General features: G+C 71.2%; 15 protein-coding genes. 13 read left to right on the top strand and 2 right to left on the bottom strand.

The features are described 5' to 3' along the window. The first annotated feature begins 8 nt into the window (after window positions 1–8). The 12 genes from dapA (at window position 9) to dapF (ending at window position 13,131) form a co-directional block, all read left to right on the top strand. Window positions 9–986, top strand: coding sequence for a 4-hydroxy-tetrahydrodipicolinate synthase (dapA, locus tag ACOWU6_RS13385; RefSeq protein WP_282980002.1), 978 nt, complete (start codon window positions 9–11; stop codon window positions 984–986). Window positions 987–1,066: 80 nt separating this feature from the next. Further along, complete coding sequence (locus ACOWU6_RS13380; RefSeq protein WP_421075985.1) at window positions 1,067–2,743, top strand: ribonuclease J; 1,677 nt, start codon at window positions 1,067–1,069, stop codon at window positions 2,741–2,743. 98 nt (window positions 2,744–2,841) lie between these two features. Then, on the top strand, window positions 2,842–5,658 hold the full coding sequence (locus ACOWU6_RS13375) for a DNA translocase FtsK (RefSeq protein ID WP_282980005.1): 2,817 nt from the start codon (window positions 2,842–2,844) through the stop codon (window positions 5,656–5,658). Between the two features lie 25 nt (window positions 5,659–5,683). Further along, window positions 5,684–6,265: a CDP-diacylglycerol--glycerol-3-phosphate 3-phosphatidyltransferase gene (gene pgsA / locus ACOWU6_RS13370; protein WP_282980006.1), complete on the top strand. Its 582-nt coding sequence runs from the start codon at window positions 5,684–5,686 to the stop codon at window positions 6,263–6,265. Beyond that, window positions 6,258–6,758, top strand: coding sequence for a CinA family protein (locus tag ACOWU6_RS13365; RefSeq protein ID WP_282980007.1), 501 nt, complete (start codon window positions 6,258–6,260; stop codon window positions 6,756–6,758). Before pgsA ends, ACOWU6_RS13365 begins: the two co-directional genes overlap by 8 nt. Before the next feature lie 126 nt (window positions 6,759–6,884). Then, complete coding sequence (locus ACOWU6_RS13360) at window positions 6,885–7,199, top strand: helix-turn-helix domain-containing protein (protein ID WP_271174244.1); 315 nt, start codon at window positions 6,885–6,887, stop codon at window positions 7,197–7,199. Between the two features lie 6 nt (window positions 7,200–7,205). Continuing rightward, window positions 7,206–7,424: a DUF3046 domain-containing protein gene (locus tag ACOWU6_RS13355; RefSeq protein WP_421075984.1), complete on the top strand. Its 219-nt coding sequence runs from the start codon at window positions 7,206–7,208 to the stop codon at window positions 7,422–7,424. A 260-nt stretch (window positions 7,425–7,684) separates the two neighbouring features. After that, window positions 7,685–8,746, top strand: a complete 1,062-nt coding sequence (gene recA, locus ACOWU6_RS13350) for a recombinase RecA (protein ID WP_271174246.1) — start codon at window positions 7,685–7,687, stop codon at window positions 8,744–8,746. 7 nt (window positions 8,747–8,753) lie between these two features. Then, window positions 8,754–9,689, top strand: coding sequence for a regulatory protein RecX (locus ACOWU6_RS13345; RefSeq protein ID WP_421075983.1), 936 nt, complete (start codon window positions 8,754–8,756; stop codon window positions 9,687–9,689). Between the two features lie 49 nt (window positions 9,690–9,738). Then, complete coding sequence (miaB, locus tag ACOWU6_RS13340) at window positions 9,739–11,286, top strand: tRNA (N6-isopentenyl adenosine(37)-C2)-methylthiotransferase MiaB (RefSeq protein WP_421075982.1); 1,548 nt, start codon at window positions 9,739–9,741, stop codon at window positions 11,284–11,286. Then, entirely contained in the window at window positions 11,283–12,200 is a 918-nt protein-coding gene (gene miaA / locus ACOWU6_RS13335) for a tRNA (adenosine(37)-N6)-dimethylallyltransferase MiaA (protein ID WP_421075981.1), read from the top strand. Before miaB ends, miaA begins: the two co-directional genes overlap by 4 nt. A 58-nt stretch (window positions 12,201–12,258) precedes the next feature. Beyond that, on the top strand, window positions 12,259–13,131 hold the full coding sequence (gene dapF / locus ACOWU6_RS13330) for a diaminopimelate epimerase (RefSeq protein ID WP_282980016.1): 873 nt from the start codon (window positions 12,259–12,261) through the stop codon (window positions 13,129–13,131). Here the strand turns inward: dapF and ACOWU6_RS13325 are convergent, their stop codons facing one another. Beyond that, entirely contained in the window at window positions 13,132–13,812 is a 681-nt protein-coding gene (locus ACOWU6_RS13325; RefSeq protein WP_421075980.1) for a LysE/ArgO family amino acid transporter, read from the bottom strand. It lies immediately after the preceding gene. A 75-nt stretch (window positions 13,813–13,887) separates the two neighbouring features. Here ACOWU6_RS13325 and ACOWU6_RS13320 point away from each other — a divergent pair, with 75 nt between their 5' ends. Further along, complete coding sequence (locus ACOWU6_RS13320) at window positions 13,888–14,781, top strand: LysR family transcriptional regulator ArgP (RefSeq protein WP_271174252.1); 894 nt, start codon at window positions 13,888–13,890, stop codon at window positions 14,779–14,781. Here ACOWU6_RS13320 and ACOWU6_RS13315 read toward each other — a convergent pair. After that, window positions 14,778–15,416: a class I SAM-dependent methyltransferase gene (locus ACOWU6_RS13315; protein WP_271174253.1), complete on the bottom strand. Its 639-nt coding sequence runs from the start codon at window positions 15,414–15,416 to the stop codon at window positions 14,778–14,780. The two genes, ACOWU6_RS13320 and ACOWU6_RS13315, sit on opposite strands and share 4 nt — an antisense overlap. Window positions 15,417–15,477: the final 61 nt, after the last annotated feature.

Genomic DNA, 15,477 nt, shown 5'->3' with positions numbered 1-15,477 from the left:
TTGATGCCATGACGCACACGGGCAATCCCTTCGGACAGGTTCTCGTCGCGCTCGTCACGCCGATGACGGCGGACGGCGAAGTGGACTGGCCCGGCGTCGAGAAGCACATCGACGCGTGCATCGCCCAGGGCGCCGACGGGATCGTCGTCACGGGCACGACGGGGGAGACGTCGACCCTGACCGACGCCGAGAAGCTGCGCCTCGTCGAGGTCGGCAAGGACGTCTCGGCCGGGCGCGCGAAGATCATCACGGGCGGCGGCTCGAACGAGACCGCGCACGCGATCGACCTCTACCAGAAGAGCGAGAAGGCCGGCGCCGACGGCATCATGATCGTCACGCCGTACTACAACAAGCCGACGCAGGCGGGTGTCCTCACGCACTTCCGGCTCATCGCCGACTCGACCGACCTCCCCGTGATCCTCTACGACATCCCCGGGCGCACGGGCATCCCGATCCGCTACGAGACGATCCTGCGCCTCGCGAAGCACCCGAACATCCTCGCGGTCAAGGACGCCAAGGGCGATCTCAGCGAGGTGAGCCGCGTGCTCAACCAGACCGACCTCATGTACTTCTCGGGTGACGACGCCAACGTGCTCCCCGAGCTCGCGATCGGCGCCACGGGCCTCATCGGCGTGACCGCCAACGTGGCCTCCGGCCCGTACCGCACGATCGTCGACGCGGTGAACCGCGGCGACCTCGCCACGGCGACCGACCAGCACAAGCGCCTCGAGCCGCTCGTGCGCGCGCTCATGACGCACGTGCCCGGCACGGTCGCGACGAAGTACGTGCTGCACGGCCTCGGCCGGATCTCGAGCCCGCGCGTGCGCCTGCCGCTCGTCGGTCCCGAGGAATGGGAGGCCGCGCTCATCGAGGACGAGCTCGCGCTCGTCAAGGACGTCGACGGGGTCGACTTCTCGAACTTCCGCCCCGACCGCAACGCGGCCGCGGGCGGCGCGCTGCCGAAGGTGCCCGGCACCACCCGCTGATCTCCCGCGGCGGCACCGGTCGTCGCGACAACACCGAATACGACGAACCGGATGCCGCAGGGCATCCCGGAAGGCGGACGATGTCCACACAGGTTCTCGAGCCCGCAGATCTCACCCCGGGGACCCTTCGGGTGACGCCCCTGGGCGGTCTCGGCGAGGTCGGCCGCAACATGACCACGTACGAGATCGACGGCGAGATCCTCATCATCGACTGCGGCGTGCTCTTCCCCGAGGAGCACCAGCCGGGCGTCGACCTGATCCTGCCCGACATGGAGCCGCTGCGCGGACGTCTCGACGACGTCGTGGGCGTGGTGCTCACCCACGGGCACGAGGACCACATCGGCGCCGTCCCGTACCTCCTCAAGCAGCGCCCCGACATCCCGATCATCGGCTCCGCGCTCACGCTCGCGCTCACCGCAGCGAAGCTCAAGGAACACCGGATCACCCCCGTCGCGCACGTCGTGAAGGAGGGCGAGACGTGGGAGGCCGGGCCGTTCGAGCTCGAGTTCGTCGCGGTGAACCACTCGATCCCGGACGCGCTCGCGGTCGCCGTGCGCACGGACGCCGGCCTCGTGCTCCACACGGGCGACTTCAAGATGGACCAGCTGCCGCTCGACGGCCGCATCACCGATCTGCGCGCCTTCGCGCGGCTCGGCGAGGAGGGCGTCGATCTCTTCCTGCCCGACTCGACCAATGCCGACGTGCCCGGCTTCACGCCGACCGAGCGCTCGATCGGGCCCGTGCTCGACCAGGTCATCTCGAAGACGCCGGGGCGCGTCATCGTCGCGAGCTTCTCGAGCCACGTGCATCGCGTGCAGCAGGTGCTCGACGCCGCGGCCGCGAACGGGCGGCGCGTCGCGCTGCTCGGCCGCAGCATGGTGCGCAACATGACGATCGCGGCCGACCTGGGGTACCTCAACGTGCCCGACGGCGTGCTCATCGACTACAAGAAGGCACGCGATGTGCCCGACCACCAGATCGTCTACATGTCGACGGGGTCGCAGGGCGAGCCGATGGCCGTGCTGAGCCGCATGGCGAACCTCGACCACGAGATCGAGCCGGGGGAGGGCGACACCGTCATCCTCGCCTCGAGCCTCATCCCGGGCAACGAGAACGCCGTCTACCGCGTCATCGACGGGCTCACGAAGCTCGGCGCACACGTCGTGCACAAGGCCAACGCGAAGGTGCACGTGTCGGGCCACGCCGCGGCCGGCGAGCTCATCTACTGCTACAACATCCTCAAGCCCCGCAACGTGCTGCCCGTCCACGGCGAGTACCGGCACCTGATGGCGAACGCCCGGCTCGCGCAGGACACGGGCATCGACGCCGAGCGCACCATCATCGGCTCGAACGGCACGGTCGTCGACCTCAAGGACGGCGAGGCGCGCGTCGTGGGCCAGCTCGACCTGGGCTTCGTCTACGTGGACGGCTCGAGCGTGGGCGCCATCACCGATGCCGACCTCAAGGACCGCCGGACGCTCGGCGAGGAGGGCTTCGTGTCGGTGATCGTCGTGGTCGACTCGCAGACCGGCAGGATCATCACGGGCCCCGAGATCCACGCGCGAGGCATCGCGGAGGAGGACCGGGTCTTCGACAAGGTCAAGCCGAAGATCGTCGCTGCCCTCGAGGAGGCCGCCCAGAAGGGCGTGCGCGACAACCACGCGCTCTCGCAGACGGTGCGTCGGACGATCGGCCGCTGGGTGAACCAGTCGCTGCGCCGCCGGCCGATGATCGTGCCGCTCGTCATCGAGGCCTGAGGGCGCGAGCGCCGTCGTGGACGCCGGATCGGCGCGGGATTCCGCGCCGATCCGCGTCGTTCCGGCCGGATGTCGGCCCGGCGACGTACCGTGGAGCAATGCCACGTACGTCCGCCGCGTCGAAGAACCCGGGAACCAGAAGCACCCGCGGGGCCTCGAAGGATGAGGCCGTGGCCGCTCCGCGCCCGCGCAAGAAGGCCGATCCGGCTCCCAAGCGCTATGTCGACGAGGCCGAGCGGCAGCCCCTGCTCGTCCGGGGATGGAACGGCCTCGCGCGCGCGGTGGGCGGCCTCTTCCGCGCGTTCGGGCCCGAGGTCCTCGAGAAGGACCAGCGCCGCGACGGCTTCCCGCTCCTGCTCGTGCTGCTCGCGATCGCGGGGGCCGTCAACGAGTGGTTCTTCATCGGCAACGAGATCGCCGTTCAGATCAGCGCCTACTCGTTCGGCCTGCTGATCGGCCGTGCGGCCTTCATCTTCCCGATCCTCCTGCTCCTGCTGGCCGGCTGGTTCTTCCGCCATCCGTCCTCGGTGAACGACAACGGGCGCGTGGGGATCGGCTTCGGCATGCTCACCGTGACGATCGCGGGCTTCCTGCACGTGGCAGGCGGGCGCCCCAAGCCGGTCGAGGGCGTGCTCGCCCTGAGCGAGGCGGGCGGCGTCTTCGGGTGGCTCGTCGCCGAGGCCATGGCCTTCCTCATCACGGACGTCGGCGCATACGTCGTGCTGTCCCTGCTCGCCGTGCTCAGCGTGCTCATCCTCACCAAGACGCCGCCGAACCGCATCGGCCAGCGGCTCGGCGACCTCTACCTGTGGATGTTCGACGCCGAGCGCACCGCGCCGGAGAGCCGCGAGAAGCCCGCCAAGGGCGCGACGGCCCCGACGAAGGTGCTCGAGGGCGACGAGGCCGACGAGGGCAAGGACGCGGGCGTGCCGTGGTGGCGGCGGAACAAGTCCGGCCGCGAGGAGGACCCCGAGGTCGTCTCGGAGCCGCAGGACCTCACCGAGCTGCTCACCGACCAGACCGATCGCGGCTACGACCAGGCGATCGTGACGTCTGCGCCGGCGGCCGACGACATCCGCACGGACGACCCGGACGACGCGGTGACGGAGGTGCTCACCTCCTCGGTGCTCGCCGGGCTGCGCGGCGACGGCGCCGAGCGGCGCACGGGCCTCGTGGGCGACGGGGACGACCTCGACGACGAGACCGACGACCTGCCGGGATTCACCGGCTTCGGGACCGACGGCCCCGGCGGCCGCGGGCCGCAGCCGCCCTCCCAGCCGTACGTGCTGCCGTCGCCGACGGCACTCGCGTCGGGCCCTCCGGCCGTCGCGCGCTCCGAGGCCAACGACCGCGTGGTCGCCCAGATCACGAGCGTCTTCGAGCAGTTCAAGGTCGACGCGCAGGTCACCGGGTTCTCGCGCGGCCCGACCGTGACGCAGTACGAGATCGAGCTCGGACCCGGCGTCAAGGTCGAGAAGATCACCCAGCTCTCGAACAACATCGCCTACGCCGTCGCGTCGAACGACGTGCGCATCCTCGCCCCGATCCCGGGCAAGAGCGCGATCGGCGTGGAGATCCCGAACGCCGACCGCGAGACGGTCGCGCTCGGCGACGTGCTCCGCTCTGCCGCGGCCCAGAAGTCGACGCATCCGCTCACGATCGGCGTCGGCAAGGACGTCGGCGGCGGCTTCGTCGTGGCGAACCTCGCGAAGATGCCCCACCTCCTGGTCGCGGGTTCGACGGGCTCCGGAAAGTCGAGCTTCGTGAACTCGATGATCACGAGCCTCCTCATGCGCGCCAAGCCGAGCGAGGTGCGCATGGTGCTGATCGACCCGAAGCGGGTCGAGCTCACGAACTACGCGGGCGTGCCGCATCTCATCACCCCGATCATCACGAACGCGAAGAAGGCCGCAGAGGCTCTCCAGTGGGTCGTGAAGGAGATGGACATGCGGTACGACGACCTCGCGTCGTTCGGATTCCGCCACATCGACGACTTCAACCGCGCGGTCGTCGCGGGCGAGGTCGACGTGCCAGCCGGCAGCGAGCGCGTGCTGAAGCCGTACCCCTACCTCCTCGTCGTCGTCGACGAGCTCGCCGACCTGATGATGGTGGCTCCCCGCGACGTCGAGGACTCGATCGTCCGCATCACGCAGCTCGCACGCGCGTCCGGCATCCATCTCGTCCTCGCCACGCAGCGGCCGTCGGTCGACGTCGTCACCGGCCTCATCAAGGCCAATGTGCCCTCGCGCCTCGCGTTCGCGGTCACGAGCGTCACCGACAGCCGCGTCATCCTCGACCAGCCGGGCGCCGACAAGCTCATCGGCCAGGGCGACGCCCTGTTCTCGCCCATGGGCTCGTCGAAGGCGCTCCGCGTGCAGGGCGCGTGGGTGACCGAGGAGGAGATCGAGAAGGTCGTCGCCCACGTCACGGGGCAGGCGCGGCCCGAGTACCGCGCGGATGTCGCGGAGGCGCTCGAGCCGAAGAAGAAGGAGGTCGACGAGGACATCGGAGACGACCTCGAGCTGCTCCTCGCCGCGGCCGAGCTCATCGTCACGAGCCAGTTCGGCTCGACGTCGATGCTCCAGCGCAAGCTGCGCGTGGGCTTCGCCAAGGCCGGCCGCCTCATGGACCTGCTCGAGTCGCGAGAGATCGTCGGACCCTCCGAGGGCTCGAAGGCCCGCGACGTGCTCGTCACGCCCGAGCAGCTGCCCGGCGTGCTCGCGAAGCTGCGCGGCGAGGAGCCGCCCGCTGCCGCTCCGGCGGCTCCCTCGCCCGAGGCGCCCTCGGCGCCCGACGCCGACGACCGCTATGCCGACGACCCCATCGAGGCGCAGTTCGCCGGCCGCGAGGTCGTCGACGAGAGCGAGTCCGAGGACGCCTGGGGTCTGACCGGGCGCGACGAGCCGCGCTACTGACGCCCGCGCCTGACAGACTGAGGCCATGAGCATCCCCCGCCAGCTCCCCAACGCGATCACGGTCGTGCGCATCCCGCTCGCGATCGTGTTCTTCGTGCTCCTGCTCATCGGGGGCCATCTCGGCGAGGGAAGCCTTCCCCTGCGGTGGACGGCGGCCATCCTCTTCATCGTCGCGATCTCGACCGACTGGGTCGACGGCTACCTCGCGCGCCGCTACGACATCGTGAGCGACTTCGGCAAGCTCTGGGACCCGATCGCCGACAAGCTGCTCACGGGCGCGGCCTTCGTCGGGCTCGCGATCCTCGGCGAGATGGCGTGGTGGATGGTCGTGGTCATCCTCGTCCGGGAGTGGGGGATCACGATCCACCGCTTCGTGGTCGTCCGGCAGCACGTCGTGGCCGCCGCCTGGATGGGCAAGGTCAAGACCGCGTTCCAGGGCGTCGCGCTCGGGTGGGCGCTCCTGCCGTTCTGGCTTCTCATCGGCGAGCCGGCGTTCGCGGTCATCACCCTCATCCTCATGTGGATCGTCGTCGTGCTCACCGTGGCGAGCGGCGTCGACTACGTGCTCGCCCAGATCCGCGGAGCGCGGGCGGACGCCGGTGAGTGACGTGAAGCGCGAGACGTTCGCGGTCGCGAACGAGCTCCTGCGCCGGCTGTCGGCGCGCAACTGGAGCATCGCGACCGCGGAGTCGCTCACGGGGGGCCTGCTGTCGTCGGCGATCATCGAGGTGCCCGGCTCGTCGCAGCGGATGCGCGGCGGCGTGGTGGCCTACGACACGGCGATCAAGCACAGCGTGCTAGGCGTCGACGCGGCCCTCCTCGATGAGCACGGCGCCGTGCACCCGGACGTCGCGCGCGAGATGGCGACCGGAGCGCGGCGCACGCTCGCGCTGGCCGACGAGGACACCATGGTGGGGCTGTCGACGACGGGGATCGCCGGCCCGGCGTCGCCGGACGGGCAGCCGGTCGGGACCGTGCACGTCGCGGTCGCCACGCCCGAGCGGGTCGTCGTGTCCTCGCACCTGTTCGACGGCGACCGGGCGGAGATCCGGGCGAGCGCCGTGCTCGCGGCCCTCGATCTCGCGGTCGCAGAGATCTGAGGGCGGGCACTGGGCGGATTCTCGGCGTGAGCGGCGCCCCGCCCCGTGTCAAGCGGGATTAAATTGGTCTCATCGGTGTTGTACTCTGATGCATCCGTCGGATGGTGGAGTGAGGAGGGGATAGTCATGATCCTGGTTCGTCAAGAGATCGGCGACGTTCTGCGCGGCTTCCGCCAGCAGAAGGGCCAGACCCTCCGTCAGGTCGCGAGCAAGGCGAGCGTCGCGCTCGGATACCTGAGCGAGGTCGAGCGGGGCCAGAAGGAGGCCTCGAGCGAGATCCTCGCCTCGGTCGCCGAGGCGCTCGACGTGCCCATCTCCACGATCTACCGGACGGTGGGCGATCGCATCGCGGTGCTCGAGGGACTCGACGTGCAGGCGTTCCCCGACGTCGTGCCCGACGACCTCATCGCCGAGGTCGAGCCAGAGCTGTCCTTCCGCTGACCGCGCATGCGCCGCAGCGAGTTCCTGCGCGCCGTCGACGCCGAGTTCGGCGGTCGCGCGGCATCGCTCGTGCACGATCTGGTGCTCACGGGCATCGGGCGCACCGCCCAGGAGGCGCTCGATGCCGGCGTGCCTCCGCGCGACATCTGGGAGGCGCTGTGCATCGAGACGGACGTCCCTCCCGCACGCCGGCACGGAGTCGGCCGGCTCGAACCGCGACGCTGAGCCCGCGCCCGCCGTTCGATTCTCGGATCGCGTTCATCGGCGTGTCATCGAAGGTGCGTTCGAAGAGAGCGTAGTCTCGTGCACAACGTGGTTCCGGGACGATATCCCTCCACAGATGCGGCGGTCCGGCGGCGATGTCGGTGGTCCTCCGTAGCGTGGGAGTCGGCATCAGCGCCACGCGCCTTGTCGCAGTCCTCGGCCATCCGGTCGGAGCGCGACAGCCTACAGGCGGCGGTTCACGAGTGGAGAAGGAACAGGAAATGCCCGCACCAGCAGACCGCGAGAAGGCCCTCGAGTCGGCCCTCGCACAGATCGACAAGCAGTTCGGCAAGGGCTCGGTCATGCGACTGGGCAGCGACGAGCGCGCGCCCGTCGAGGTCATCCCCACGGGGTCGATCGCGCTCGATGTCGCGCTCGGCGTGGGCGGGATCCCGCGTGGCCGCATCATCGAGATCTACGGCCCCGAGTCCTCGGGAAAGACGACGCTCACGCTCCACGCGATCGCCAACGTGCAGCGCGCGGGCGGCATCGCCGCGTTCATCGACGCCGAGCACGCGCTCGACCCCGAGTACGCGCAGAAGCTCGGCGTCGACATCGACCAGCTCCTCGTGTCGCAGCCCGACACCGGAGAGCAGGCGCTCGAGATCGCCGACATGCTCATCCGATCGGGCGCGATCGACCTCGTCGTCATCGACTCGGTCGCCGCGCTCGTTCCGCGCGCCGAGATCGAGGGCGAGATGGGCGACTCGCACGTCGGCCTCCAGGCCCGCCTCATGTCGCAGGCGCTCCGCAAGCTCACGGGCGGTCTGAACCAGACGAAGACCACGGCGATCTTCATCAACCAGCTGCGCGAGAAGATCGGCGTGTTCTTCGGGTCTCCCGAGACCACCGCGGGAGGAAAGGCGCTCAAGTTCTACGCGTCCGTCCGCATGGACATCCGCCGCATCGAGACCCTCAAGGACGGCGCCGAGGCGGTCGGCAACCGCACGCGCGTCAAGGTCGTCAAGAACAAGATGGCTCCGCCGTTCAAGCAGGCCGAGTTCGACATCCTCTACGGCGTCGGCATCTCGCGCGAGGGCAGCCTCATCGACTTCGGCGTCGAGCACGGGATCGTGAAGAAGTCCGGCTCCTGGTACACCTACGACGGCGACCAGCTCGGGCAGGGCAAGGAGAACGCGCGCAACTTCCTCATCCAGAACACCGACATCGCACTCGAGATCGAGAACAAGATCAAGGACAAGCTCGGAATCGGCCAGCGCGGCGTCGCGGCCTCGGCAGAGTCCGCGCCCGCGGCGGTCGAGCCGGTCCGCCGCACGGCGTGAGGCGCGCATGAGCGACGTGGCCGACGGGGGCGAGGGCGACCTCGCCCCCGTGATCCCGCTCTTCGGTGGGAGGGGGCCGGTGGCACCCTCCCACCCCACGCGCCGCACGCGCCCATCCGATGACGCCGACCGCGGGGCGGCCGGCGTCGCCGATCCCGCGAGGTCGGCGCATCCGGCTGGGAGGGCGAGCCGGCACGCGGCGGACGGCGCCATCCCCGGCGACGTCATCCCGAACGGCGTCGAGTCGACGAGCGGCGACGACGCGGATGACGCCCGAGCGTCCGACGAGGCGTCCGGCGAACGCTGGCACACGACCTGGCGCGATCTCGGGGCCGGCGAGCGGCGCATCGCTCCCGTCCCGGCCGTCACGACGACCGTGCGCGACGGTGTGCGGTTCGTGGAGGTCGCGCCTGCCGTCGACCCCGCTGGTTCCGACCACGAGCGGGGGCCATCGGAGGTCGCCGACGCTGCGGAGGCTCGGCTGCTGAAGGCGCTGCGGTCGCGCTCGCTCTCCGTGAGCGAGGCGCGCATGCGGCTGCGGAAGGACGAGGTCGACGCGGGCCTGGTCGACGAGATCATCGACCGGCTGGAGAGGCTCGGCGCACTCGATGACGCCGCCCTCGCGGAGCAGCTCGTCCACGCCGGCACGACGCGCAAGAACCAGGGGCGCCGCGCGATCGCGCAGGCGCTGTCGTCCCGCGGCATCCCGCGCGACGTGATCGACGCCGCGCTCGACGACCTGCCCGACGACGACGAGGAGCGCGCGCTCGAGTTCGCGCGCGGGAAGGCGCGGAGCCTCGTGCGCTATGACGACGACACCGCTCTCCGGCGGCTCGTCGGCCAGCTCGCGCGGCGGGGGTTCGGCGGCTCGCTCGCGATGACCGCGGCGCGTCGCGCACTCGACGAGGCACGCGGCGGCGGTCACAGCGTGCGGTTCCGCTGAGCGATCCCTCGGCGCGCCCGCGGGGAGCGGAACGTAGAATGTCCTGGTCATGACTACGCCATCCAGCGCCCCCACGCTCATCGAGCCCTCGCCCGCAGCCTTCGACGCACAGGGACGCGCTCGCTCGTACGAGGTCCGCACCTTCGGGTGCCAGATGAACGTGCACGACTCCGAGCGCCTCTCCGGCTCGCTCGAGAGCGCCGGCTACGTCAAGGCGGCGCCCGGCGAGGAGGCCGATCTCGTCGTCATCAACACGTGCGCGGTCCGCGAGAACGCGTCGGGCAAGCTCTACGGCACGCTCGGTCATCTCAAGTCCCGCAAGGACGCCCACGCGGGCATGCAGATTGCGGTCGGCGGCTGCCTCGCCCAGATGGACAAGGAAGCCGTTCTCGAGCGCGCGCCCTGGGTGGACGTCGTCTTCGGAACCCACAACATGGGCTCGCTGCCTGAGCTCCTCGAGCGGTCGCGCCACAACGGCGAGGCCGAGGTCGAGATCCTCGAGTCCCTCGAGGTGTTCCCGTCGACCCTCCCGACCAAGCGCGACTCGACCTACTCGGGATGGGTCTCGATCTCCGTCGGGTGCAACAACACCTGCACGTTCTGCATCGTGCCCAGCCTGCGCGGCAAGGAGAAGGACCGTCGGCCCGGCGACATCCTCAGCGAGATCCGCCTGCTCGTCGACGACGGCGCGATCGAGGTCACGCTGCTCGGCCAGAACGTGAACACCTACGGCGTCGAGTTCGGCGATCGCGAGGCATTCGGGAAGCTGCTCCGCGCCGCCGGCGAGATCGAGGGCCTCGAGCGCATCCGCTTCACGAGCCCGCACCCTGCGGCCTTCACCGACGACGTCATCGCGGCGATGGCCGAGACTCCCGCGGTCATGCCGCAGCTGCACATGCCGCTGCAGTCGGGCAGCGACAGCATCCTCAAGGCGATGCGCCGGTCCTACCGCAGCGCCAAGTTCCTCGGGATCCTCGATCGTGTCCGCGAGCGCATCCCGCACGCCGCGATCTCGACCGACATCATCGTCGGCTTCCCGGGTGAGACGGACGCCGACTTCGAGGACACGCTGCGCGTCGTCGAGCAGGCGCGGTTCGCGAACGCGTTCACGTTCCAGTACTCGATCCGCGAGGGCACGCCGGCGGCGACCATGCCGAACCAGGTTCCGAAGGAGGTCGTGCAGGAGCGCTACGACCGCCTCATCGCCCTTCAGGAGCGCATCTCGCTCGAGGAGAACCACAAGCAGCTCGGCCGGTCGGTCGAGGTGCTCGTGTCGACCGGCGAGGGGAAGAAGGACGCCGCGACCCACCGCCTCACGGGCCGCGCGGAGGACAACCGGCTCGTGCACTTCGAGCTGCCGGAAGGTTCGGAGCGCCCGCGCCCTGGCGACGTCGTGACCGTCGAGATCACGCACGCTGCGCCCTTCCACCTCCTCGCGGACAGCCCCGATGGTGCGCCGCTGCGCATCCGGCGCACGCGCGCGGGCGACGCATGGGATCGCTCGCAGGCGGAGTCGTGCGCGGTGCCCGCGGCACCCGGCGCGAGCGCCTCGGGCGCCGTGCGGCTCGGCCTGCCCACCATCCGCGTCGGCGTGTGACGCTCGCGGATTCCCCGCGGCTCTGGGCCGTCGTCGGAGCGACGGGAACGGGCAAGAGCGACCTCTCGCTCGACATCGCCGAGGCCGTCGCCGCGGAGGGTCGGCACGCCGAGATCGTGAACGCCGACGCCATGCAGCTCTACCGCGGCATGGACATCGGCACGGCCAAGCTCCCCGTGGCCGAGCGCCGCGGCATCCCGCATCACCTCCTCGACGTCCTGGAGGTGACCGAGGAGGCCGCCGTCGCGCGCTACCAGGTCGACGCGCGCGCGGCGATCGACGCCGCGCTCGCCCGCGGGCACGACGCGATCCTCGTCGGCGGATCGGGGCTCTACGTCTCGAGCGTGCTCTTCGACTTCCGCTTCCCGCCGCGCGACCCGGCTCTGCGCGCGCGCCTCGAGGCCGAGCTCGAGACCTCGGGGCCCGGCGCGCTCTACGCGCGTCTGCAGCACGAGGACCCGCAGACCGCCGCCCGCATCGACCCGCGCAACGGCCGCCGCATCGTGCGCGCCCTCGAGGTCCTCGCGCAGGGCGCGTCCACGCACGGCGCCGCTCTCCCGGAGGCGCCCGAGCTGTGGCGCCCGGCGACGATCCTCGGGCTCCACCTCGAGCGGGCGGCCCTCGTCGAGCGTCTCGACCGGCGCGTCGAGCGGATGTGGGACGAGGGTCTCGTGGGGGAGGTCGAGCACCTCCGCACGCAGGGGCTCGAGCAGGGGGCGACGGCGCGGCGCGCGATCGGCTACGCCCAGGCGCTCGCGCAGCTGGACGGCACCCTCTCCGAGGAGGACGCGATCGCCGAGACGCAGGCGCTCACGCGCCGCTACGCACGACGGCAGGTCTCGTGGTTCCGGCGGTACCCCGAGGTGCGCTGGTTCGAGGCGGGCGCTGTCCCGCTCGTCGACGCCCTGCGCTGAGCCCGCCCGACGTCCCCGTGCCCCGGCCGCCGCCATCCCGCGGCCATAGACTGGGGGGATGACGGAGATCCAGTTCACCAAGGGACACGGCACGGGCAACGACTTCGTCATCGTCGCCGACCCGGAAGGCGAGCTGGACCTCACGGACGACCAGATCGCGGCGCTGTGCGACCGGCGCTTCGGCATCGGCGCGGACGGCCTGCTGCGCGTGGTGCGCTCGGCGGCGCTCCCGGAAGGCGCCGCGTCGCTCGCCGAGGAACCGGCCGCCGAGTGGTTCATGGACTACCGCAACGCCGACGGCTCGAAGGCCGAGATGTGCGGCAACGGCACGCGCGTGTTTGCGCGCTATCTGCTCGATGCCGGCCTCGCCGACCTGCCGGCGGGCTCGACGCTGCCGATCGGCACTCGCGCGGGCGTCAAGGACATCACACGCAGCGAGACGGGCTTCCAGGTCGACCTCGGGCGATGGCGCGCCGAGCCGGGCGACCCGCTCGTGCGCGCGCGGGGCCTCAGCGTCGCACGGCCGGGCCTCGGCATCGACGTCGGCAACCCGCACGTCGTGGTGGCGCTCGCCTCCGAGGAGGAGCTCGCCGGCCTGGATCTCACGGTGCAGCCGATCATCGACCCGGTGCCGCCCCACGGAGCGAACATCGAGTTCGTCGTCCCGCAGGGCGTGAAGGACGGCATCGGACGCATCCGCATGCGCGTGTTCGAGCGCGGCGTGGGGGAGACCCTCTCCTGCGGAACGGGGACGGCGGCCGCGGCCCTCGCGGTCCGCGACTGGGCGGGCGCCGACGCCCCTGACTTCTGGCGGGTCGACGTGCCCGGCGGAACGCTCGGGGTGCGGATGTTCCCGACCGAGGAGGGCGAGCACGTCGCGCTCTCGGGACCGGCGACCCTCGTGTTCTCGGGCACCGTCGCGCTCGCCTGATCAGGCGAAGGCGAGCGTCGTCGCGAGCGCCGCCATGATCACCGCGATCGCTCCGTCGAGGACGCGCCACGAGCGCGGGGAGCGCAGCCAGCGCGCCGCGACGCGCGCCATCGCCGTGAGGAAGGCGAACCAGACGGCGCTTCCCAGCACCGCGCCGAGGCCGAAGAGCCAACGGGCGTCGCCGTAGCTCGCGGAGATCGAGCCCAGCAGCAGCACGGTGTCGAGATACGTGTGCGGGTTGAGCCACGTGATCGCGAGGCACGCGAGGACGGCCGGCAGGAGCGCCGTGGTCGCCGTGCGCGGACGGACGATCGTCGCCGTGCTCGTGCGCGGTCCCGCCGAGGACTCCGGTTCGCGGTCGACGCCCGGCTCCTCGGCGACCGCGAGCGTCTCGCCCGTCGGCCGGAGGGCGCGCCACCCCGCCGCGAGAGCGTATCCCGCGAGGAACACGACGCCCGCCCACTTGACGGCGTCGAAGAGCCAGGGCAGGTGCTCCACGACCACGCCGAATCCGGCGACGCCCGCCGCGACGAGCGCGACGTCGCTGAGGAAGCAGGTCACCGCGAGTGCGACCGCGTGCTGGCGGCGGATGCCCATCTTGAGGAGGAAGACGTTCTGCGCACCGGGCGCCACGATGAGCGAGAGGCAGAGGCCGAAGCCGGCGAGCAGGGCGCTGAACATGCTCTCGACGCTACGCGCCCGCCGCGAGAAGCGAAAAGCGGATCTAACGATTCTGACGCTCGTTAAGCTCTGCTTATGCAAATCTCGCCCGAACTCGCCGGCACTGTCTCCGCGATCGTCGATGAGGGGAGCCTCGAGGGCGCCGCTCGCGCGCTGCGGATCACTCCGTCGGCGGTCAGCCAGCGGCTGCGGTCGCTCGAGGCGCAGCTCGGGCGCGTGCTCATCGTCCGCTCCAAGCCCGCCCGCGCCACGGAGGCGGGCGCGGTCGTCGTGCGCCTCGCGCGGCAGTACGGGCTGCTTGCGCACGATGCGAGCGTCGCGCTCGGGCTCGAGGGGCCCGGACGGATGAGCGTGCCGATCGCGGTGAACGCCGACTCGCTCGCGACGTGGCTGCTGCCGGGGCTGGAGCCGGTGACCCGCACGCACGACGTCGCCTTCGAGCTGCGCCGCGAGGACGAGGACCGCACGGCCGCGCTGCTCGAGGCCGGAACCGTCATGGCGGCGGTCACGTCGCAGCGCGAGCCGATCGCGGGGTGCACGGTCACCGCCCTGGGCGACACGATCTACGACGCCGTCGCGACGCCGGGCTACGTCGCTCGGTGGCTCCCCGACGGCGTCACAGCGAGCGCACTCGCGGGCGCGCCGTTGATCGACTTCGACCGCGCCGACGACGTGCAGTCGGCCTGGCTGCGCGAGCGCGGCGTCGACCCGTCGCGGCCGCCCCGCCACTACGTCCCGGCATCCGAGGACTACGCCGCCGCCGTGCGGCTGGGCTTCGGATGGGGGATGCTCCCTCCGCTGCAGGCGAAGCCGGGCATCGAGACGGGACTGCTCGTGAAGCTGGGCGAGCCGCGGCTGCGCGTCCCGCTCTACTGGCAGCAGTGGAACCTGCGGTCGCCGCTGCTCACGGCCATCCGCGAGGCGGTCGTCACGGCCGCGCGCGCCGCGCTGCCGCCCGAGCGCGGCTAGGCGATCTCGACGGCTCCGGTCGCCGGGCTGCCGTGTCGGCGCACCTTGAGCACGCGGAAGCCCTTGGCCGTCGCGTGGCGGTGGACGCTGAAGCGGTCGTCGAGAGCGGCGTCGAGCCAGCGGTGCAGGGAGTCGGAGCCCAGGTTGCGCTGCACGACGAGGTAGGCATCGCTGCGCTCGGCGAGTCGGGGGAGCCACGTCTCCATGAGCTCGTGCAGCACGGCCTTGCCGACCCGGATGGGCGGGTTCGACCAGATCGTGCGGAACGAGATCCCGTCGGGAACATCCTCGGGCAGCACGGCGTTGACATTGTCGAGGCCGAGCTCATCGGCATTGCGACGGACGAGATCGAGCGCGCGCTCGTTGACGTCGACCGCCCAGATCCGAGCGCGCGGAGAGAGCATGGCCAGCGACAGGGAGATCGGGCCCCAGCCGGCGCCGAGGTCGAGGAAGTCGCCGCCGGCGGGAGGCTCAGGGGTGTTCGACAGCAGCACGCGGGTGCCGCTGTCGACGTGATCCGGGCTGAAGACCCCGCCCGCGGTCGTCACCTCGACGTCGCGGTCGGCGAGGGACACGCGGATGCGACGGAGCTGCTCGGGGGCGGAGGGATGCGCGCTGAAGTAGTGGTCCCCCATGATCCTCGAGATTACCGGAGGCATCCGGGTCGCACGCAACACCCTCGTTCCCGCAACCGCC

Source organism: Microbacterium sp. SA156, assembly GCF_049065455.1.
Classification (GTDB): Bacteria; Actinomycetota; Actinomycetes; order Actinomycetales; family Microbacteriaceae; genus Microbacterium; species Microbacterium barkeri.
The sequence above is the reverse complement of the archived record's forward strand: the minus strand, read 5'-3'. Positions and strand labels throughout refer to the sequence as shown.

Coding starts and splice junctions, on each gene's coding strand:
- dapA (WP_282980002.1), top strand. CDS start 9: ATGACGCACACGGGCAATCCCTTCGGACAGGTTCTCGTCGCGCTCGTC.
- ACOWU6_RS13380 (WP_421075985.1), top strand. CDS start 1,067: ATGTCCACACAGGTTCTCGAGCCCGCAGATCTCACCCCGGGGACCCTT.
- ACOWU6_RS13375 (WP_282980005.1), top strand. CDS start 2,842: ATGCCACGTACGTCCGCCGCGTCGAAGAACCCGGGAACCAGAAGCACC.
- pgsA (WP_282980006.1), top strand. CDS start 5,684: ATGAGCATCCCCCGCCAGCTCCCCAACGCGATCACGGTCGTGCGCATC.
- ACOWU6_RS13360 (WP_271174244.1), top strand. CDS start 6,885: ATGATCCTGGTTCGTCAAGAGATCGGCGACGTTCTGCGCGGCTTCCGC.
- ACOWU6_RS13355 (WP_421075984.1), top strand. CDS start 7,206: ATGCGCCGCAGCGAGTTCCTGCGCGCCGTCGACGCCGAGTTCGGCGGT.
- recA (WP_271174246.1), top strand. CDS start 7,685: ATGCCCGCACCAGCAGACCGCGAGAAGGCCCTCGAGTCGGCCCTCGCA.
- ACOWU6_RS13345 (WP_421075983.1), top strand. CDS start 8,754: ATGAGCGACGTGGCCGACGGGGGCGAGGGCGACCTCGCCCCCGTGATC.
- miaB (WP_421075982.1), top strand. CDS start 9,739: ATGACTACGCCATCCAGCGCCCCCACGCTCATCGAGCCCTCGCCCGCA.
- dapF (WP_282980016.1), top strand. CDS start 12,259: ATGACGGAGATCCAGTTCACCAAGGGACACGGCACGGGCAACGACTTC.
- ACOWU6_RS13325 (WP_421075980.1), bottom strand. CDS start 13,812: ATGTTCAGCGCCCTGCTCGCCGGCTTCGGCCTCTGCCTCTCGCTCATC.
- ACOWU6_RS13320 (WP_271174252.1), top strand. CDS start 13,888: ATGCAAATCTCGCCCGAACTCGCCGGCACTGTCTCCGCGATCGTCGAT.
- ACOWU6_RS13315 (WP_271174253.1), bottom strand. CDS start 15,416: ATGGGGGACCACTACTTCAGCGCGCATCCCTCCGCCCCCGAGCAGCTC.